Source organism: Klebsiella sp. D5A (assembly GCF_001620885.1).
In the GTDB taxonomy this organism is placed as follows: Bacteria; Pseudomonadota; Gammaproteobacteria; order Enterobacterales; family Enterobacteriaceae; genus Klebsiella; species Klebsiella variicola.
The window spans coordinates 262,374-281,504 of the sequence record NZ_LOAR01000006.1; the positions used below are offsets into that span (position 1 = coordinate 262,374).

Here is a 19,131-nt window from a genome sequence, read left to right on the forward strand (position 1 = left end):
TGCGCTGCAAAAAAGCGATCAGATCAGTATATCGCTATTCAGTGATGCGGCGATAGACTGTCGGTGTAATTTCCGGGGCTTTATCGTCCAGTTTAATGGCCGCTTTGACCGCTTTCGCGGCCTCCTGCCAGCTGTTCTCGTCTTTGGCATGGATCACCGCCAGCGGACGCTGTCCGTCAACGTGGTCACCCAGACGCGCCATATCGGTAAAGCCAACGCTATAGTCAATGGTATCTGATGCCTGGCGGCGGCCGCCGCCCATAGAAACCACTGCCATTCCCAGCGCGCGAGTATCCATCGCGCTGATAAAACCTTCGGTATCAGCATAGACCGCTTTGCTCAGCATCGCCGTCGGCAGATAATGATCATAATTCTCGACAAAGTCGGTCGGCCCTTTCTGCGCCGCGACCATGCGGCCAAAGACTTCCGCCGCTTTACCGTTATCCAGCACCGCCTGCAGCTTCGCGCGCGCCTCGGCGTCATCCGCCGCCAGCTTGCCGGAGATCAGCATTTCCACACACAGCGCCATCGTCACGTCGAACAGGCGTGGGTTGCGATATTCGCCGGTCAGGAACTGCACCGCTTCGCGAACTTCAACAGCGTTGCCGGCGCTGGATGCCAGCACCTGATTCATATCGGTCAGCAGCGCGGTGGTACGCACGCCGGCGCCGTTGGCAACACCCACGATCGCTTCGGCCAGCGCGGCAGAGAGTTCATAAGTCGGCATAAAGGCGCCGCTGCCGACTTTGACGTCCATCACCAGCGCGTCCAGCCCTTCCGCCAGTTTCTTGGCCAGAATCGAGGCGGTAATCAGCGGGATGGAGTCCACCGTCGCGGTAATATCGCGGGTGGCATAGAAACGTTTGTCGGCCGGAGCAAGCGAGCTGGTCTGCCCGATAATCGCCACGCCGACATCTTTAATAATCTCGCGAAAGCGGTTGTCGTCCGGGAAGATATCGAAGCCCGGGATCGCTTCCAGTTTATCCAGCGTACCGCCGGTATGGCCGAGGCCACGCCCGGAGATCATCGGTACATAACCGCCGCAGGCGGCCACCATTGGCCCCAACATCAGCGAGGTCACGTCACCCACGCCGCCGGTGGAGTGTTTATCGACGATCGGGCCGTTGAGGTTAAGGCTTTTCCAGTTGAGAACGGTGCCGGAATCCCGCATCGCCATGGTCAGCGAAACACGCTCCGGCATGGACATATCGTGGAAGAAAATGGTCATCGCCAGCGCGGCGATTTGCCCTTCTGAGATAGTATTGTCGCGGATGCCGTTGATGAAAAAGCGGATCTCTTCATCGCTTAATGCATGACCATCACGTTTTTTACGAATAATTTCTTGTGCGAGAAACACGGTAACCTCCCAAAGAGAATAAATTGCCGGATGACGGCGCGAGCGCCTTATCCGGCCTACAGGCATCCATTCGTAGGCCGGATAAGCGCAGCGCCATCCGGCAAATCAAGGGATTAGTAGCTGCTGGCGCTCTTGCCGTCGCCGTGACCCAGCGCTTTCAACAGGCTAGCCAGCAGGCTGGATGCGCCAAAACGATAGTGACGAGAATCGGCCCAGTCGGCGCCGAACAGTTCATCAGCGATCGCCAGGAACTGCTGCGCATCTTCCGCGCTGCGTACGCCGCCGGCAGGCTTGAAGCCAACGGTTTTCTCAACGCCCATATCGCGGATCACTTCCATCATGATGCGCGCGCTTTCCGGCGTGGCATTCACCGGCACTTTGCCGGTCGAAGTTTTGATAAAGTCAGCGCCTGCCTTGATAGAGATTTCAGACGCTTTGCGGATCAGCGCTTCTTCTTTCAGCTCACCGGTTTCGATGATCACTTTCAGCAGCACGTTGGCCGCCGCGCAGGCCTCTTTACAGGCTTTCACCAGCTCGAAACCGACCTGCTCGTTGCCGGCGATCAGCGCGCGGTACGGGAAGACCACGTCCACTTCATCGGCACCGTAAGCGATCGCTGCGCGGGTTTCCGCCAGCGCAATGTCGATATCGTCATTACCGTGCGGGAAGTTGGTGACCGTGGCGATGCGAATATCCGGCGTTCCTTGCTCGTTCAGCGTTTTACGGGCAATCGGGATGAAGCGCGGGTAGATACACACCGCCGCAGTGTTACCCACCGGGGTTTTCGCCTGATGACACAGGGCAATGACTTTCTCATTGGTGTCGTCGTCATTCAGGGTGGTCAGGTCCATCAGTTTTAACGCGCGCAGGCTGCTTGCTTTTAAATCAGTCATTTCATACTCCGCCGGCGTCATGCCGGATCAATAGTTTGTTCACCTTGCGAGTCTGTTACTATTGTAACATCCACTCGCTGTTACACTTCGACATTCATCACAGTTAATGAAAACTACTTACTAATTTGCATTACTGTGATGTGATTCAAGTCACAATTAATCATCCATTATCGCGACGCTTACCTGTACGTCCTGTTTAAGCATAACCGGCAAAGCGCAGTGAGTGATGATGTTATTATTCTAACATATCCTACTAAGGTTTCTCGACGCCATGGCGCACAATTTGTGCACATCGTCGCCATAAACAACAGTTTATTATTGAGATATAAAGAATTTTAGATGGACAAAAAAATGATGGAATTATCACAGCAGGCCAAAATCGAGGCCTGCTTCGTCTCAGGCGGAAAAGGAGAGGCTTAGCCCGCGAGCGCGGAAAAGAGGCTTTTTGTATTCGCCATCACCGCGGCTTCAATCGTCGGTGCCGGTTCCGCGCGCAGTTCACATAGCGCGTCAAATACGCGCGCCACCTGTTCAGGGCGGTTGGGCTGACCCTGAAAACCATTCAGCGGCATATCCGGCGCATCGGTCTCCAGCAGCAGCGCGGAAAGCGGCAGACGCGCCATCACTTCGCGGGTTTTGCTGGCGCGCGGATAGGTAATAGTGCCGCCAACGCCAATCTTATAGCCGAGCTGAACGAAGCGCTCGGCCTGCTGTAGGCTGCCGGCGAAGCCATGTACCACGCCGGTGCGCGGCAGGGCATGTTTTTTCAGCAGCATCGCCAGCTTATCGTGGGTACGTCGGGAGTGGAGGATCACCGGCAGATCGTAACGCTTCGCCAGCCTCAGTTGCTCCTCCAGCAGCGCTTGCTGGCGGTCAAACTGCGGATCGTCGCGATAGAGATCGAGGCCAATCTCCCCCACCGCCACCAGTTTTGGCGGACGCAGGGACAGACACCTCTCCAGCTGCGCCAACCCCTCATCGGCATGCTGCTCAATGACGATCGGATGCATGCCCAGCGCGGCGTACAGCGCCTCATGCTGCGCCGCCAGCGCCAGCACCCGGTTAAAACGCGCAGCGGAGATGGCCGGGACAATGATCTGCCCGACACCGGCCTGGGCCGCGCGCGCCAGGCTGGCGGTTTCATCCTCGGCGAAGGGAGGAAAATCGAAGTGGCAGTGGGTATCGATAAAACGGTGGCTCATGCCAGATCCTCATGATCAAAGCTGGCGTCATTCGCCTGCGGTGCAGGAATGACAGTCGCCTGAGGCGCTTCATTGGCCACCGGTACGGGCGGCACCACCACCGGCGCAGCCCGGGCAATACGCGGCGCATGGCGCAGCAGCGGCGGCTGGTCGGCCAGCAGTTTACCCACCGTCGCCAGGAAATAGCGGCCACACTGACGTCCGGTTTTGTAGTCCTCCAGCAGCGCCGGCAGCCGACTGCCAAGCGCCATACTGCGCAATGGCCGCTGCGGGTAGATTTCGAAGATCCGCAGCTTGCCGGGTGGCTTCTCGATGAACTGCTGGATAGCGCGGTAAGTGTTTTCGTGGTGGTGCACCAGATTGACCAGCGGCTGCAGGCTGCTCTCCCCCAGCCAGCGCTCCATCCGCTTAAACCACTGCGGGGTATAAAACATCTGCGAGGGGACGGTACGGATCACCACGATGGTCTGCGCGCCGCGGCGGGCCGCCTCCTGCACCGGGATCGCATCGCTGACGCCGCCGTCAAGGTAGCTGACGCCGTCGAGCAACACGCCGCTGCGATAAAAGCCGGGGATGGCGCTGGAGGCGCGGATCAGGTCCAGCCACGTTTGCGGCGTCGGCGAAAAATAGCTGGCAGAGTAATCGTCACCGCGGCAGGCGCACAGCCACAGCTCTTTCCCCAACGCGAACTGCGCTTCAGCATAATTCATGGCCAGCGGCATCTGCTGCGAAGTGGCCTCCACCAGCCAGTCGAGATCGATAAGGTTGCCGCCGCGCACAAAGCGCATCGGATCGAAAAATTGGCGTGAGGTGGTGTAGCGGGTGATAACTTTGCGGGCATAGCCTTGCTGATTACACATGTAGGCGGAGAGGTTTTGCGCGCCGGCGGAGGTCCCCAACATCAGATCAAAGGGGTTAAATCCGGCGCGCATAAATTCGTCCAGCACCCCGGCAGTAAAAATCCCTCGCTGTCCCCCGCCTTCGCATACCAGCGCCAGCTTACCTGGTCGGAAGGGTTTAACCGCCAGCGGGGCGATATTGCCCAGCGTGACGGGAATGCGTTGCCCCACCCTGCTTTCCTGTTCGATTGGTCTTCTCCTGACAAGGTAACGCAATTTGCCCACCGCTTAAACCGCGAAAGCCAGTCCGCAGGACTGGCTTTGTGTAAGATGACGTGTCAGTAAAAATGCTCAGGCTTCAGCATCGCCCGCATCGCGGGCCACCTAAGGACGTCTGCGTCCTGTAAACAGGCTCACCAGGAACAGGATAATCCCGACGACAAAGACGATTTTCGCGGCGCCAGCGGCAGTACCCGCCAGACCACCAAAGCCCAGGGCCGCAGCAATTAATGCAATGACCAGAAAAATAATTCCCCATCGAAACATACTTTTCTCCTTACCATAATGGACGGTGAACAGCGGTTTGCGCACCCTTTCTGTATAGCTCATCGCTCAGAGGATGCTGCTATTCGTTCGGCAACCTTGGCCAGACAACACTTTTGTTAATAACTCGATTTACTTAACGCTAAGATCGTTGCGGACGCTTTTCACGCCGGAGACCGCTTTCGCAATCTCTGCCGCACGCTCCGCCTGCGCCGCGGAAGCCACCGTACCGGTCAGATACACCGCGCCGGCGTTGGTTTCGACTTTCACATTGCGCGAAGGGACAATGTCATCCGCCAACAGCTTGGCTTTCACTTCGCTGGTAATGGCGGTATCCCCGGCATAGCCTTTCAGCGTCGCCGTCTCGCTCGATGATTTATGATGGACCGTCAGCTTGTCGTTAACGTGCGAGACGCCTTCGACCCCTTTCGCTACGCTCAGTGCCTGACTTTTCTGTTCAGTACTGGTGACGTCGCCGCTGAGGGTGACCACTTTATTCTCCGTTTTCACCGAAATATCGCCGGAGTTAATATCTTTATGGTCGATCAACGCCGCTTTTACCCGCGCGGTAATGGTGCTGTCATCCATAAAATCGCCGACTTTATTAATCGAATTGTCTACCGCCTCTCCCGCATTGCTGGCAGCCGACTTCGCACTGTCTACCGTTGTTTTTTCCGTCTCTGCCGAGGCGTTCAACGCGGCTAAGCCTAAGAAGAGCGCCAGCAACATATTGGCATTCTTTAGTCTGGTCATCGTGATGTCCTCGTTTTTTCACCAGCGCTGGCGTCTGAAAGCAGTGAATTACGCCAGCATTTTTAAAATCACGAATTAAATATAGTAGACAGACGAAGGGGTTGCGGATGATATGGACAAAAAACAGACGAATTAGCGGTGTTTTAAGAACTTTCCAGAAGGAGGGAAACGCGAGCGTGGAAAGAAAAAAGCGCGGGCTATGCCGCGCTTCATCAGGGATTAGTGCTCGCGCGTTTTGCGGAACACCACGTCAGGATAACGCTCCTGCGTCAGGTTCAGGTTGACCATTGTCGGGGCGATATAGGTCAGATTATCACCGCCATCCAGCGCCAGCTGAACTTCGTTTTTACGTTTGAACTCTTCGAATTTCTTCACATCCGTGGATTCAACCCAGCGCGCGGTGGCCACGTTGACCGATTCGTAAATCGCTTCCACGTTGTATTCGCTTTTCAGACGCGCGACGACCACGTCAAACTGCAGCACACCAACGGCGCCGACGATCAGGTCGTTATTGGCGATCGGACGGAAGACCTGTACCGCGCCCTCTTCAGAGAGCTGAACCAGCCCTTTCAGCAGCTGTTTCTGCTTCAGCGGATCCTTCAGGCGAATACGACGGAACAGTTCCGGTGCGAAGTTCGGAATACCGGTGAACTTCATCATCTCGCCCTGGGTGAAGGTATCGCCAATCTGAATGGTGCCGTGGTTATGCAGGCCGATAATATCGCCCGGATACGCTTCTTCAACGTGAGAACGGTCGCCGGCCATAAAGGTCAGCGCGTCGGAAATCACGACGTCTTTACCGATACGCACCTGACGCAGCTTCATGCCTTTTTCATATTTGCCGGACACCACGCGCATGAAAGCCACACGGTCGCGGTGTTTCGGGTCCATGTTGGCCTGAATTTTAAACACGAAGCCGGTAAATTTCTCTTCCGTGGCGGTGACTTCACGCGTGTCGGTGTTACGCGGCATCGGCGCCGGCGCCCACTCCACCAGGCCATCCAGCATATGGTCAACGCCGAAGTTACCTAACGCGGTCCCGAAGAACACCGGGGTGATTTCGCCCGCCAGGAACAGATCTTTATCGAACTCGTTTGACGCGCCCTGCACCAGCTCCAGCTCGTCGCGCAACTGCTGCGCCAGGTCTTCCCCCACCGCTGCGTCGAGTTCCGGGTTGTTGAGCCCCTTCACGATGCGCACTTCCTGAATGGTGTGGCCTTTACCGGTCTGATACAGGTAGGTTTCATCTTTGTAGAGATGATAAACGCCTTTGAACAGCTTGCCGCAGCCGATAGGCCAGGTAATCGGCGCGCAGCCGATTTTCAGCTCATTCTCAACTTCATCCAGCAACTCCATCGGATCGCGGATATCACGGTCGAGTTTGTTCATAAAGGTGAGGATCGGCGTGTCGCGCAGACGGGTAACTTCCATCAGCTTACGGGTCCGGTCTTCAACGCCTTTCGCCGCGTCGATCACCATCAGACAGCAGTCAACCGCCGTCAGAGTACGGTAGGTATCTTCGGAGAAGTCTTCGTGCCCCGGCGTATCCAGCAGGTTCACCAGGCAGTCGTGATACGGGAACTGCATCACCGAGGTGGTGATTGAGATCCCACGCTGCTTTTCCATCTCCATCCAGTCGGACTTTGCATGCTGGCTGGAGCCACGGCCTTTTACGGTACCGGCGGTCTGAATCGCCTGTCCGAACAGCAGCACCTTTTCGGTGATGGTGGTCTTACCGGCATCCGGGTGAGAAATAATGGCAAAAGTGCGGCGTTTGGCCACCTCTTGCAGATAAGGAGACAACGTCATAATTAATCTTCTAAGTAAACGCAGCAACGGGCTGCGCATGTGGAATACGAAAAATTGCGGCTATTTTACCCATCAATGGGGGGGAGGCAATCAGTGTTTACACAGGAGCTGCTCCAGTTCGCTTAACGAGGTCACCGTCCAGTCGGGCTGCAGGTCTACCGGCAGCGTTTGCTGGTGCGCATTCAGCCAGCAGGTCGCCAGGCCGGCATTCACGCCGCCGCGGATATCCGACTCAGCGGTATCACCGACCATCAGTACTCGCGAGCGCGGTGGATTACCCGCCTGCTCCAGCGCGTAATCGAAGATGCGCGCATCCGGCTTGGCGACGCCGACTTCTTCAGAAATAATCAGTAAATCAAAGTGATCGCGTAAACCTGTGCGTTCCAGACGAGTCTGCTGCAGCGAGGTAAAACCGTTGGTGATGATGCCCATCCTGACCTTGCCCTGCAGCGCGTTAAGCAGCGAGACCGCCCCCGGCAGCGGGGCACAGATTTCCGCCATCGCATTCATAAACGCGTCGTTGAGCTCACCCGGCTTAACATTCAAACGTTCCGCCCAGCTGTCAAAGCGCTGGTGCTGCAGCTGCAGCGAGGTGATGACGCCGTTTTGATAATCCACCCACAGCGGCTTATTCACGGCCTGATAGTCCTGAAAATCTTCGGCGGTAAATGTCACGCTGTAGTCGAGAAACATCCGCTGTAAGCCGCTGAAAGAATCAAACGAAAACAACGTTTCATCGGCATCAAAGAAAATCCAGTCCCATTTCATCGTATCACCTTGTCTTACATACTGATTGGCAGAGCCATAATAATGGCGTCTTCGCGCCCGTCGACCGTCGGATAGTAGTTGCGGCGGATGGTCGCTTCGTTAAAACCCACGCTTTCATAGAGCGCAATGGCGGCAGCGTTGGAAGCGCGCACCTCCAGCCATAGCGTGACGACTCCGCGTTTTTCAACTTCATCAATAACATGTTCCAGCAGTTCCCGTCCCAGGCCACGGCGCTGGTATGCGGGGTCGACGGCGATGTTAAACAGCGTCGCTTCATCAAGGACAATCTGAGTAATGGCAAATGCCGCCATTTCCCCATCCACTGCCAGTTGGTAATTCAGATAACGTTCACCCTGATTGCTGGCAAAGGTCTGTTCGCTCCACGGGAAAGCGTGGGCGCGTTTTTCGATTTGCCAGGCGTTGGATAAATCAGCCGTGCTGAGGGTAGAAATCGTGTTCATGTGCGCAGATTTGTTGCCAGAACGCCCTGCGAGCAGGCGCGCTGGTCTGAAGTTCATCAAAAGCGGGGGTGGACACCTGGGCGCCCGCCAGCGGCAGCGACGCCTCTGTGCCCAACCGCCAGCTGTTGCAACGGCTGTCCTGCGGCAGCATCGCCACCCGCTCGGGGGTAAGCTGCAGGACCTGATCTGGCGTCACGGCCAGCGCGCGTAATATGTCGCCAATCAGCGGCTCTGTCAGCGACGGCGGGGTTTCTGCCACCATCACCAGACGAATATGTTCAGGAAGCGAGATAGCGATTTCGCCCTGCAACGCCCCCGGTCGGCGCAGCGACCACTGGGTAATGCCCAGCTGCTGTAATTGCCAGTCTCGTCGGGATGTCATAGCGAAACACTCCTGGTAAACAAGCGCGCAATATAGCAAATCCGTCGTATCTGCGCCAACAAACTACTATAATCGGCGCCAGTCTTAATGAAGGAGTGTTTCATGTCCGCTTTTACCCCGGCAAGTGAAGTCTTGCTGCGCCACAGTGATGATTTCGAGTCCGCCCGCGTTCTGTTTGCCGGTGACCTGCAGGATGACCTGCCTGCGCGTCTGGATACCGCGGCCAGCCGCGCTCATACCCAACAGTTCCACCACTGGCAGGTGCTGAACCGTCAGATGGGTGACAACGTCCGTTTTAGCTTAGTGGCCGAGGCCGCCGACGTCGCCGATTGCGACACCCTGATCTACTACTGGCCGAAGAACAAACCCGAGGCGCAGTTCCAGCTGATGAACCTGCTCTCTCTGCTGCCGGTGGGAATCGATATTTTCGTCGTCGGGGAAAACCGTAGCGGCGTTCGCAGCGCAGAGCAAATGCTGGCCGAATATGCCCCGCTGAATAAAATCGACAGCGCCCGTCGCTGTGGCCTCTACCATGGTCGTCTGGAAAAGCAGCCGGCCTTCGACGCCGAAGCATTCTGGGGCGAGTATGCGCTGGATAATCTGACGATTAAAACGCTGCCTGGCGTGTTTAGTCGCGACGGTCTGGACGTCGGCAGTCAGCTGCTGCTGTCCACTCTCGAGCCGCATACCAAAGGGAAAGTGCTGGATGTCGGCTGCGGCGCGGGCGTGCTGGCCGCAGTGCTGGCCAGCCATTCGCCGAAGGTGCGTCTGACCCTGTGCGACGTCAGCGCCCCGGCGGTCGAAGCCAGCCGCGCGACGCTTGCCGCTAATGGTTTTGCAGGCGATGTGTTTGCCAGCAACGTCTTTTCGGAGGTCAATGGTCGCTTCGACATGATCATCTCCAACCCGCCATTCCATGATGGGCTGCAGACCAGCCTCGAAGCGGCCCAGGCGCTGATCCGCGGCGCGGTTCGCCATCTGAACAGCGGCGGCGAAATGCGCATTGTCGCCAACGCCTTCCTGCCGTATCCCCAGGTGCTGGATGAGACATTTGGCTTCCATGAAGTGATCGCCCAAACAGGACGGTTTAAGGTCTATCGCACCATCATGACCCGCCAGGCGAAAAAATAATCGTCTTCTGGCGCCAGCGGCCCACTTGCGGTGCCGCTGGCTCTTCTTCGCGGCAAACCCGCCCATTTTTGCAGCAATCGATACAACCTGCATAATTAACTATTGACGTGCCGCCGAAAACCACTAGAATGCGCCTCCGTGGTAACGATACTTTCATAGTGTCGATGGTATGCGAAGGTGGCGGAATTGGTAGACGCGCTAGCTTCAGGTGTTAGTGTCCTTACGGACGTGGGGGTTCAAGTCCCCCCCCTCGCACCATAATCCACAAAGATATTGCTCGCACTGGGCGAAGGTGGCGGAATTGGTAGACGCGCTAGCTTCAGGTGTTAGTGTCCTTACGGACGTGGGGGTTCAAGTCCCCCCCCTCGCACCAACGAGGCAATATCCTAAAGAAAGAATACTGTGCGAAGGTGGCGGAATTGGTAGACGCGCTAGCTTCAGGTGTTAGTGTCCTTACGGACGTGGGGGTTCAAGTCCCCCCCCTCGCACCAATATTCTTTTCTCTTCCGGCATTATCCCCCCAGTTTAAAATCCAGAATCATCAGCATTATTCCACCAATCAATGCAACGCAAGATGGCAGCAGGATAAAGTGGCGCAGTTGACGATGCCATATCATCGCTGCGGACATCAGCATGCCCACCGTGACCAGCGCCCGCCACACATCGGCCGAGACTCCGGCATACCCGAGAGCGGCAATCAGCACGCCGGGAACCACCACACCCCAACCACTCCCTAATGCCCGCTGCAACATGGTTTCACCTCTCAAAACGATAATGATAACCAATATCATATGATAACATTTATCATTTGTCATTTGCGATGTGCTTTGCGTCTTTTTCTTTACGTTCGCGGTAATGACATACATTCATGAAGGTGATAAATTAAGCGGATTATCGATATATATTAAATATTTTGCTTATTTTGCAAATAACTTTTTTTTGCACATTGTTATCAGACTCTTCATTTTTGGCTTTCATCATTTTGAAATTTAACGACTAATAATGATTCTTCCGATATGACTGCACAAACCTGGCGAGCACACTACGCACAAAAATATCAATATTCCTTACGGCTTTTTTTACTGCTTAATTTCATTTCCTCCTCTCTGTCGCTGGTCAGCCCACTATTTACGGTAGTTCGTTTTACGCTGCCCTGCGCCCTGATCGTGGCCTGCAGCGGGCTGTTGCTGCTCTGGCACTGGAAATGGCCGCAAGCGAAAATAAATATTCCGGCTATCTCGTTGTTATTTGGCATGCTCTGGGCATGGCACGTGGTGGCAAAAGCGATGCTATTGACACCGCCGCATTTTAACTATCTGGTAATCGCCCTATTAAGCATTCTGTTTATCGGCACCATCGCTTTTTCCAATAATATCACTGCCTTTACCCTTCACTCTTTACCGACTTTCCTTATCTGCCTGATAATGTCAGAGGGGGAACAATGGTTGCGCATGACCTACTGTTTTGTGCTGCCTATTGCCGGTATTACCCTGCAAAATATTATCCAGAAGCGCAACGATGCCTTCACGCAAGGATTAATGGATAAGCTGATGCAGGAACGCAACACGCTCAACGATCTCAGTATGCTGGATCCCCTGACCGGTTTGTATAATCGCCGCGGGCTACAGAACCGCCTCGACACCCTGCTGGCGCTGGACGGAGACAACCACTTTGTGCTGCTCCTCGATATCGATCACTTTAAAGCCTATAACGACCACTATGGTCATATGATGGGCGACCAGGCGCTGATTCGCGTCTCTGCCGCGATCCGCAACGCCGTGCGCTCACGCGATATTGTCGCTCGTTTTGGTGGGGAAGAGTTTATGGTCCTGCTGACCAACAGCAGCGAGGAAACCGCCTGGCAGGCTGCCGAACGCATTCGCCAGCGGGTCTATGATCTGAAGATCCCGCATATGTTTAATGAAAGTGTCGCCACAAACGTGACCATCAGCATTGGCCTGACGCCGCTCATTGATGACAACATTGAGCAAGCGCTGGCACGAGCCGATGGCGCACTGTATGAGGCCAAAAATAAAGGACGCAATATTATTCTTGCCAGTTAGCTTTTCCTTCGCGCGCCGCGGTATCGCGGCGCCGACAAACTCCTTGCCATGCCGCCTGCAAACAACTAATATCAGGAATCATTATCATTTAGATTTGTATCTGGAAATCAAATGGCCTGGCGCTCCCTTTCTCTTAGCGACGAACTCATCTGGCGGGCTCCCTTCCCGACGGCTGAACGCGCGCTGGCGGAGAGTCTTCGGGCAAAAATCACTGCCCTGCGCCCTCATCTGCTGGATTTCCTGCGTCTGGATGAGCCTGCCCCGCCGCATGCGTTAACGCTCGCCGAGTGGTCGCAACCCATCGCGTTACGCTCCCTGCTGGCCACCTGGTCCGATCATATCTATCGTCATCAGCCCACGCAGCCGCGTGAACAGAAGCCCCTGCTCTCGCTCTGGGCCCAGTGGTATATCGGCCTGCTGGTGCCGCCGCTGATGCTGGCGCTGCTTAATGAACCGCAGGGACTCAGCCTGGCGCCAGAACATTTCCATGTCGAATTTCACGAGAGCGGTCGGGCTGCCTGCTTCTGGATTGATGTGCATAACGATGCCAGGATAGCAGCGCTTTCACCGCAGGCGCGGATAGATGCCCTGGTGATTCGTACCCTGCAGCCGGTTGTTGAGGCGCTGGAAGCGACGGGCGAGATCAATGGCAAACTTATCTGGAGTAATACCGGCTATCTGATCAACTGGTATTTAGGTGAAATGCGCACGCTGCTGGGCGATGAGCAGGTCGCCGCTCTGCGTCAGCACTGCTTCTTTGAAAAACAGCTCGCCGATGGTCAGGATAACCCGCTGTGGCGAACGGTGGTGCTGCGTGAAGGGCTGTTAGTCCGACGCACCTGCTGCCAGCGCTATCGCCTGCCGGATGTCCAACAGTGCGGCGACTGCACGCTGAAATAACGCCCCCTACCTCAAAATTAACGGGCGGCCCTTGCCGCCCGTTGCTATTTATGCGGTCTGTTGACTCTCCTGCTCCGCCCGCTCGGCCTCTTCCGCTTCCTGAGCAAGCAGCTGTTTCTCATACACCTTAAAGAACGGGAAGTAGATAATCGCCGACACGCAGGCCAGAACGATCACCAGAACCGCCGCCCGAAAATCCCAGCCCAGCGCCCAGGCGCCGCCAATCGGTGCTGGCGCCGTCCACGGTACCACCGAGATAACGCGGCCAATCAGATCCAGCTTCATTGCTGCCCAGGCCAGCACCGCGTTCACCATTGGCGCCAGCAGGAACGGAATAAAGAACACCGGATTCATGACGATAGGCGTCCCAAAGATAACCGGCTCGTTAATGTTAAACAGGCTTGGCACCACGCTCAGACGGCCAATGGAGCGCAAATGCGCTGAGCGGCTACGCAGATAACAGAACACCAGCCCCATGGTCGCCCCGGAACCACCAACCACTATGAAGAATGTCCAGAACGCCTCCATGAAGATATGCGGCAGAGGCGCCCCCTGGGCCAGCGCCTGCTGGTTCATACCGAGGTTGGTCAGCCAGAACATCTGCAGCATCCCGGACACAATCGCGGCACCGTGGATCCCGGCGAACCACAACAGGTGGCCAATAAGCACCGCCAGCAGAATTGCCGGCAGAGAGTCGGCTGCCGAAACCAGCGGTTTGAAGATGGCCATAATGGCCTGCGGGATCAGCATGTCAAAATGGTGCTGGATAAACAGACTCAGCGGATACAGCGTCAGCACGACCACCAGCACCGGGATCAACAGATCAAAGGAGTTTTTGATCATCGGCGGAACCTGGTCCGGCAAGCGGATCCCAATGTTGTGCGCTTTCAAAAAACGCATCATTTCCACGCAATAGATCGCCACCAGAATCGCGGTAAAGATCCCGGTCCCCCCGAGGCTATCCACCGGCAGCGTGCCATTGGTCTTCGGCGCAGCAATCAGCAAAAAGGCCATGATCGACAGCATTGCGCACATAAAGGGATCGAGCTGATTGGATTTCTCGTAGTGCTTACCGAGGTTATAGGAGATCGCCGCGCAGATGTAGATCGACATGATCCCCATCGTCATATCAAAGGGGGTCAGAATACGCCCCTCAAACTCTTTTGCCAGATCCAGCCAGGCGCGGGCAAAACCCCAGGTGGTATCCGGTGAGAAAGGTGGATAAGCAAACACCAGCAGGAACGATCCGACGATCATAAATGGCATCGCTGAGATAAAACCGTCACGGATAGCCATGACGTGGCGCTGCGATGAGATCCGCCCTGCTATGGGGCTTATGTAATTTTCTACAAAGCGAAATATCAAATTAAACGCAGCATGGTTAGCAGACATAGTAGCCCTCCTGACAGGCTATTGATACTGGCCCAACAACGATTACCCTGCCGTTACGATGACCGCTTTTTGATGCAGCAGGCCGCTGATGGATTACCGGCTATACTGCTCATGACGCAACGATTCATACACGGCTCTTATGTTATAAATAAAGTGAGAAGTGACTGTTCCAGTATTCATCTCTACGCGCCCAACCGCAACCGGTTACAGTAACCGGTTACGGTGAATGTGAAGGAGATCGACAAAATAGAAAGAATCTGGATTGTCCGCGCTGTTATTTACACTCCGCCAGGCTTGTGACAGATTTAACCAGGCTTAAATCAGGAGAATCCAATGAGTCTGCAGTCTGTACGGCAGTTTTTTGCCGAACACGCCCCCGATATCGAAATTATTGAGTTAAATCAGAGTACCGCCACCGTCGCGCTCGCCGCTGCCGCACACAACGTTGAGCCTGGACAAATCGCCAAAACGCTGTCGCTCAAGATCAAGGATAAGATTGTACTGATCGTCGCCAGGGGCGATGCGCGGCTGGATAACAAAAAGCTGAAAGAGACCTTTGGTGCGAAAGCCAGAATGTTAAGCAGCGATGAGGTGGTGACCTGGACCGGTCATCCGGTAGGCGGCGTGTGCCCTTTTGGTCTGGAAAATCCGCTGGCCGTCTATTGCGACGTCTCGCTCAGGCACTATCAGGAGGTGCTACCCGCAGCGGGAGCCATTCACAGCGCCGTTCGTATTGAACCAGAACGATTGGCGCAGCTCACCGATGCGACATGGGTAGACGTGTGTTTATAGCCGCGTTACGCCACCTGTTTAACGGCGTTGTTCGCGCTGCTCATCGGTAGATGCAGCAAGATATCCGCCGCGTTTAATAAACCGATGTCTGAGCGAACCCCGAGCTTGGTCATGGCGTTAAATTTATGCGCGCGGATAGTTTTAATGTTCCGGTTCAGCTGTATCGCAATATCAGAAAGCGAATATCCCCACGACATATACCGAAGGATGGCGTGCTCCGTTGGACTTAGCGGATCGTTGCACGCCTCTCTGTCGCAAAATTGTTCGCTGCCGCTGAGGTGATGATTGTCCAGCAACTGTAACAAACGCTCCTGTAACCCGCGTCGCGGCGCGGATTTATTCAGTATGCCGTGCAGACAAGCCGGCATAAGATGGCCGATCAGATGCATTTCACTTTCATTATTAGCCAGAATAATTGCCTGGACTTCCGGCCGACACCGCGCCATTTCATGAACAAAAAGCAGACTCTCAGCTCGTGAAGAACGGCTTCCCGAAAGAGAAAAGATAATGGCCGACCAGGAAAACGATGTTTCCGCCGCCCTGAGCATACTGACATTTTTAAACAGATGAATATGATATCGGCTATTATCTTCACGACTAAAGATATAGCGCCAGGCCATTTCCGTCATCACACATTTCTCTACGATGGCGACATGGCGGGTTGTGCTATTTTTTTCCATTCCATTTGCTCCCCGTAAGCTGAATTGATATTCAGCTCTTGCATTCCCTGCACGCTGTTGATCCAGGCATACATTTCAGCATTGCTTCGCAGTGATAAGCGTCGCATTGCGCTATTTTTCTGCGCACTGATGGTTTTATTGCTCTTTTTCAACAGCGCAGCGATCTGATTGATTCCCCATCCCTTTGCCAGAAGACGCAAAACCTTGCGTTCCGAAAGGGTCAGCATCGCCGCAGAGTGGTAGCTTGCGAAATCGCTATCCTCGTCTCCGGTGAACAACGTCCGGCTAATTTGCTCAGCGGCACGACTGCCGGCGCAAATCACCTCAATCAACCGGTTAACCGGCTCACTCTCCGAGATCAGCGAACTTTCAGGGCGAATTAAAAGCTCAACGGCCAATGGATAGAGGCTGTCACTGACCATAAAAACCCAGTGAATATCACGATACTGCGTCATCAGAGAGTAATACCGCTCGCAGACGGCACGGGGATGCGCAATCTCGCCGGAGATATCCGCGACGACCAGCACTGCCCGCCGCAGTTGCAAAAGGGTGAGCTCATCATGAGAACGACAAAAACTGAGTTCGTAATCAGGGAGATTTTCATTAAAGATAACCTTTAACCCTGACTGCATGACGGGAATTTTACTAATAACAACACCAAACTTACCTTGTCCTGGTAACATAACACCTCCGCTTCCTGTCGAAGTTCCTTCGCCTGCCGGCAAACAATCGGCGCTTAACATCATCGCCTTATCATTCTCTGAATGAATATAAAAAGTATATTCATGGCCTGCGTACACGGTATACGTAACGACCGAACCGTGGTCATACCGTGTAAATATTATTGCTGTGTATACTTGCGATTAATATTAGCACAGACGCTCCTGCGCTAATAAATTAGAAAAGATAAAACTATTATTTAGCAAAAATAATTTCAGGCACGTGAGTTATAAAGCATTATCTTTGATTGTTTCTCTAAATGCTTTAGGCGACATCCCGCTATAGCGGCGGAAAAAGCGAGAAAAATAGGCAGCATCACTAAACCCTAAGTAATCAGAGAGTTGTGTTACCGTCATGCGGGTGTACTGCAGATTGCGTCGCGCTTCCAGCATCAGGCGTTGATGCAATACCCCCAGCGCGCTACAGCCATAGAACTCGCGGCATAAATAATTTAAGTGCGTGACCGACAACCCAATTAGCTTCGCATACTCCGCCAGCGGGAGATGCTGCCGGTAGTGGCTCTCAATAAGCCGGGAAAAGTGGCGCATCATACTGCGCTTCCGCTCCGCTTTATCTTCCGCGGGCGGTGCGGGGCGGCACTGCCGGTTCAGCCAGGCCAGCAGCGTCCCCAGCAACGAGTACAACATCATCTCCCGGGCATCATGCTCTTCGCAATATTCCTCGCGAAGCGCCGAAAATAGCGTATGCATACGCCCCCGGGAACGGCCTACCGGCACGCACTGCGGTACACTAAGCACATCCAGCGGCTGGCCGAACTGGTTTTCAAACCGGCTCAGCAGCGGCAGCGCCAGGGAGAGCACATACCCTTGTGTCCCGGGTGAAAAATGAAACCCATGAATACAAAGGGCGGGAACCACCTGGATGCAGGACGCCGTCATCACCGCGGTGGCGCCTTCAATTTCGATCTCCGCCCGGCCCTGATGCAGGTAGAGGAGCTGGACCATTTCCGCATGCTGATGAACGCGAATATGCCACTCATACAGACTGCTACGCTGCAAAATCGACTCGCAGTGCAGCAGGTCCGGCGTTGGCCAGCCGCGCTCTTCGCCATACAGCTTAAATACGGGGACGACTTGCATGGGCGGCATAATCACTCCTCTTTAGTCAGGTAACGCGTTCCATGGGCAAGCCCACGTAGTTTTCCGCGATGGTGGTCAGCCCGGCGCGGGAGCCAAGGTAGTAGCGGCGGTCGGCGGCCTGCATTTTGGCGTCGAACGCATTCTGGTCCGGGAAATCATGCAGCAGGCGAGTCATAAACCAGCTAAAGCGTTCCCCTTTCCACACCCGATCCAGCGCCAGTTGCGAGTAGGTCGCCAGCAGATCGCTGCGGCCACGATGATAGTATTCACGCAGGATCCGCCACAGGTAGTTAACATCCGATGCCGCCAGGTTTAACCCTTTGGCGCCGGTTGGCGGAACGATATGCGCCGCATCTCCCACCAGAAACAGCCGCCCATACTGCATCGGCTCCACCACGAAACTGCGCAGCGGGGCAATGCTCTTCTCAAGTGAGTGACCAGTCACTAACCTGGATGCCAGGTCCTCCGGCAAGCGGCTTTTCAGCTCCTGCCAGAAACGTTCGTCCGACCAGGCTTCAACCTTATCGCTCAGCGGAACCTGTAGATAATAGCGGCTGCGCGTAAGTGAGCGCTGACTACACAATACAAACCCCCGCTGATGGTGTGCATAAATCAGCTCCGGATTGACCGGCGGCGTATCCGCCAGCAGGCCTAACCAACCAAACGGCCACACGCTCTCGTAGGTTTTGAGAATGTCAGCGGGAATGCTTTGCCGTGACACCCCGTGAAAACCGTCGCAACCGGCGATAAAGTCGCACTCCAGGCGGCAGGTTTCACCTTCGCTGAGGTAGGTGACCGTCGGTCGGTCGCTTTTCGCGTCATGAATAGCCACCTCGCTCACGCCATAGACGATCGGCGCGCCGCTGGCGGCCCGGGCCGCCATCAGATCGCGGGTCACTTCCGTCTGGCCATAAACCATCACACTCTTGCCGTCAGTCAGCTCGCTCAGTGCGACGGATACCCGCTGGCCATCAAACAGAAACTCCACCCCATGATGCACCAGGCCTTCGGCATCCATCCGCTGCGCCACGCCCGCTTCGCGTAGCAGATCGACGGTGCCGCTTTCCAGAATTCCCGCGCGGATGCGCCCCAGCACATACTGTGGCGTTTGACGCTCGAGGATCACGGTATGGATCCCGGCGTTGTGCAACAACTGCCCCAGCAGCAGCCCGGAGGGACCTGCGCCAATAATCGCGACCTGTGTTTTCATAGGGTTGTCTCACTCTTGCAGGGTTAATTATTTGTATATTTTTTGTTTAATAAAAGTGCTTTCCTGCATTTTTGATAAGTCAGACGGGAAAAAGAAGGGATGAATGGCGGCAAAAATTGCACTTTTCACCAAACTG

21 protein-coding genes and 3 tRNA genes are annotated in these 19,131 nt (G+C 55.1%); 8 read left to right on the forward strand and 16 right to left on the reverse strand.

The features are described from left to right. Nucleotides 1-34: 34 nt before the first annotated feature. The 10 genes from deoA to AS136_RS10850 all read right to left on the reverse strand — a co-directional run bounded on the left by deoA (nucleotide 35) and on the right by AS136_RS10850 (nucleotide 9,007). Complete coding sequence (gene deoA, locus AS136_RS10810; RefSeq protein ID WP_008807525.1) at nucleotides 35-1,357, reverse strand: thymidine phosphorylase; 1,323 nt, start codon at nucleotides 1,355-1,357, stop codon at nucleotides 35-37. Between the two features lie 113 nt (nucleotides 1,358-1,470). Next, nucleotides 1,471-2,250 carry a deoxyribose-phosphate aldolase gene (deoC, locus tag AS136_RS10815; RefSeq protein ID WP_002887784.1) on the reverse strand — a complete coding sequence of 260 codons (780 nt, stop codon included), beginning with the start codon at nucleotides 2,248-2,250 and terminating at the stop codon, nucleotides 1,471-1,473. 416 nt (nucleotides 2,251-2,666) lie between these two features. After that, nucleotides 2,667-3,452 (reverse strand): TatD family hydrolase, encoded by a 786-nt coding sequence (locus AS136_RS10820; RefSeq protein WP_022065753.1) that lies wholly within the window; start codon nucleotides 3,450-3,452, stop codon nucleotides 2,667-2,669. Continuing rightward, a complete protein-coding gene (locus tag AS136_RS10825) occupies nucleotides 3,449-4,522 on the reverse strand; it encodes a patatin-like phospholipase family protein (RefSeq protein ID WP_016160262.1) in 1,074 nt (357 codons plus the stop codon). Before AS136_RS10825 ends, AS136_RS10820 begins: the two co-directional genes overlap by 4 nt. A gap of 153 nt (nucleotides 4,523-4,675) precedes the next feature. After that, entirely contained in the window at nucleotides 4,676-4,837 is a 162-nt protein-coding gene (locus AS136_RS25990) for a DUF1328 domain-containing protein (protein ID WP_002887716.1), read from the reverse strand. Nucleotides 4,838-4,966: 129 nt separating this feature from the next. Then, nucleotides 4,967-5,587 carry a molecular chaperone OsmY gene (gene osmY / locus AS136_RS10830; protein WP_023322042.1) on the reverse strand — a complete coding sequence of 207 codons (621 nt, stop codon included), beginning with the start codon at nucleotides 5,585-5,587 and terminating at the stop codon, nucleotides 4,967-4,969. 219 nt (nucleotides 5,588-5,806) lie between these two features. Continuing rightward, the gene (gene prfC, locus AS136_RS10835; RefSeq protein ID WP_008807529.1) at nucleotides 5,807-7,396 is read right to left on the reverse strand and encodes a peptide chain release factor 3; all 1,590 of its coding nucleotides are present in this window, start codon (nucleotides 7,394-7,396) and stop codon (nucleotides 5,807-5,809) included. Between the two features lie 90 nt (nucleotides 7,397-7,486). After that, on the reverse strand, nucleotides 7,487-8,164 hold the full coding sequence (gene yjjG, locus AS136_RS10840; protein WP_012542924.1) for a pyrimidine 5'-nucleotidase: 678 nt from the start codon (nucleotides 8,162-8,164) through the stop codon (nucleotides 7,487-7,489). A gap of 14 nt (nucleotides 8,165-8,178) precedes the next feature. After that, the gene (gene rimI / locus AS136_RS10845; protein WP_008807531.1) at nucleotides 8,179-8,625 is read right to left on the reverse strand and encodes a ribosomal protein S18-alanine N-acetyltransferase; all 447 of its coding nucleotides are present in this window, start codon (nucleotides 8,623-8,625) and stop codon (nucleotides 8,179-8,181) included. Beyond that, entirely contained in the window at nucleotides 8,594-9,007 is a 414-nt protein-coding gene (locus AS136_RS10850) for a DNA polymerase III subunit psi (protein ID WP_023322041.1), read from the reverse strand. The genes rimI and AS136_RS10850 overlap by 32 nt, the downstream gene beginning before the upstream one ends. A gap of 102 nt (nucleotides 9,008-9,109) precedes the next feature. On the opposite strand from AS136_RS10850, the gene rsmC reads away from it, so the two are divergent. From rsmC to AS136_RS10870, 4 genes are all read left to right on the forward strand, one after another. After that, complete coding sequence (gene rsmC, locus AS136_RS10855; protein ID WP_032732473.1) at nucleotides 9,110-10,138, forward strand: 16S rRNA (guanine(1207)-N(2))-methyltransferase RsmC; 1,029 nt, start codon at nucleotides 9,110-9,112, stop codon at nucleotides 10,136-10,138. Nucleotides 10,139-10,309: 171 nt separating this feature from the next. After that, nucleotides 10,310-10,396, forward strand: a tRNA-Leu gene (locus AS136_RS10860). A gap of 28 nt (nucleotides 10,397-10,424) precedes the next feature. After that, nucleotides 10,425-10,511: transfer RNA gene (locus tag AS136_RS10865), tRNA-Leu, on the forward strand. A 31-nt stretch (nucleotides 10,512-10,542) separates the two neighbouring features. Further along, nucleotides 10,543-10,629: transfer RNA gene (locus tag AS136_RS10870), tRNA-Leu, on the forward strand. Between the two features lie 21 nt (nucleotides 10,630-10,650). On the opposite strand, the gene AS136_RS10875 is transcribed toward AS136_RS10870, so the two are convergent. Beyond that, complete coding sequence (locus AS136_RS10875) at nucleotides 10,651-10,890, reverse strand: DUF1435 domain-containing protein (protein WP_012542928.1); 240 nt, start codon at nucleotides 10,888-10,890, stop codon at nucleotides 10,651-10,653. A 70-nt stretch (nucleotides 10,891-10,960) separates the two neighbouring features. On the opposite strand from AS136_RS10875, the gene AS136_RS28625 reads away from it, so the two are divergent. The 3 genes from AS136_RS28625 (at nucleotide 10,961) to fhuF (ending at nucleotide 13,101) form a co-directional block, all read left to right on the forward strand. Continuing rightward, nucleotides 10,961-11,131 carry a hypothetical protein gene (locus AS136_RS28625; protein WP_162823401.1) on the forward strand — a complete coding sequence of 57 codons (171 nt, stop codon included), beginning with the start codon at nucleotides 10,961-10,963 and terminating at the stop codon, nucleotides 11,129-11,131. A 23-nt stretch (nucleotides 11,132-11,154) separates the two neighbouring features. After that, the gene (locus AS136_RS10880) at nucleotides 11,155-12,201 is read left to right on the forward strand and encodes a GGDEF domain-containing protein (RefSeq protein ID WP_008807534.1); all 1,047 of its coding nucleotides are present in this window, start codon (nucleotides 11,155-11,157) and stop codon (nucleotides 12,199-12,201) included. A 111-nt stretch (nucleotides 12,202-12,312) separates the two neighbouring features. Then, nucleotides 12,313-13,101 (forward strand): siderophore-iron reductase FhuF, encoded by a 789-nt coding sequence (fhuF, locus tag AS136_RS10885; protein WP_016160257.1) that lies wholly within the window; start codon nucleotides 12,313-12,315, stop codon nucleotides 13,099-13,101. A gap of 48 nt (nucleotides 13,102-13,149) precedes the next feature. On the opposite strand, the gene AS136_RS10890 is transcribed toward fhuF, so the two are convergent. Next, on the reverse strand, nucleotides 13,150-14,493 hold the full coding sequence (locus AS136_RS10890; RefSeq protein ID WP_008807536.1) for a PTS cellobiose transporter subunit IIC: 1,344 nt from the start codon (nucleotides 14,491-14,493) through the stop codon (nucleotides 13,150-13,152). 333 nt (nucleotides 14,494-14,826) lie between these two features. On the opposite strand from AS136_RS10890, the gene AS136_RS10895 reads away from it, so the two are divergent. Beyond that, on the forward strand, nucleotides 14,827-15,285 hold the full coding sequence (locus AS136_RS10895; RefSeq protein WP_008807537.1) for a YbaK/EbsC family protein: 459 nt from the start codon (nucleotides 14,827-14,829) through the stop codon (nucleotides 15,283-15,285). Between the two features lie 5 nt (nucleotides 15,286-15,290). On the opposite strand, the gene bglJ is transcribed toward AS136_RS10895, so the two are convergent. The 4 genes from bglJ to pobA form a co-directional block, all read right to left on the reverse strand. Next, on the reverse strand, nucleotides 15,291-15,965 hold the full coding sequence (gene bglJ, locus AS136_RS10900) for a DNA-binding transcriptional activator BglJ (RefSeq protein WP_016160256.1): 675 nt from the start codon (nucleotides 15,963-15,965) through the stop codon (nucleotides 15,291-15,293). Further along, nucleotides 15,926-16,648: a helix-turn-helix transcriptional regulator gene (locus AS136_RS10905; protein WP_008807539.1), complete on the reverse strand. Its 723-nt coding sequence runs from the start codon at nucleotides 16,646-16,648 to the stop codon at nucleotides 15,926-15,928. Before AS136_RS10905 ends, bglJ begins: the two co-directional genes overlap by 40 nt. 264 nt (nucleotides 16,649-16,912) lie before the next feature. After that, nucleotides 16,913-17,794 carry a helix-turn-helix domain-containing protein gene (locus tag AS136_RS10910; RefSeq protein ID WP_049163119.1) on the reverse strand — a complete coding sequence of 294 codons (882 nt, stop codon included), beginning with the start codon at nucleotides 17,792-17,794 and terminating at the stop codon, nucleotides 16,913-16,915. A 16-nt stretch (nucleotides 17,795-17,810) separates the two neighbouring features. Continuing rightward, entirely contained in the window at nucleotides 17,811-18,995 is a 1,185-nt protein-coding gene (pobA, locus tag AS136_RS10915; protein WP_063266764.1) for a 4-hydroxybenzoate 3-monooxygenase, read from the reverse strand. Nucleotides 18,996-19,131: the final 136 nt, after the last annotated feature.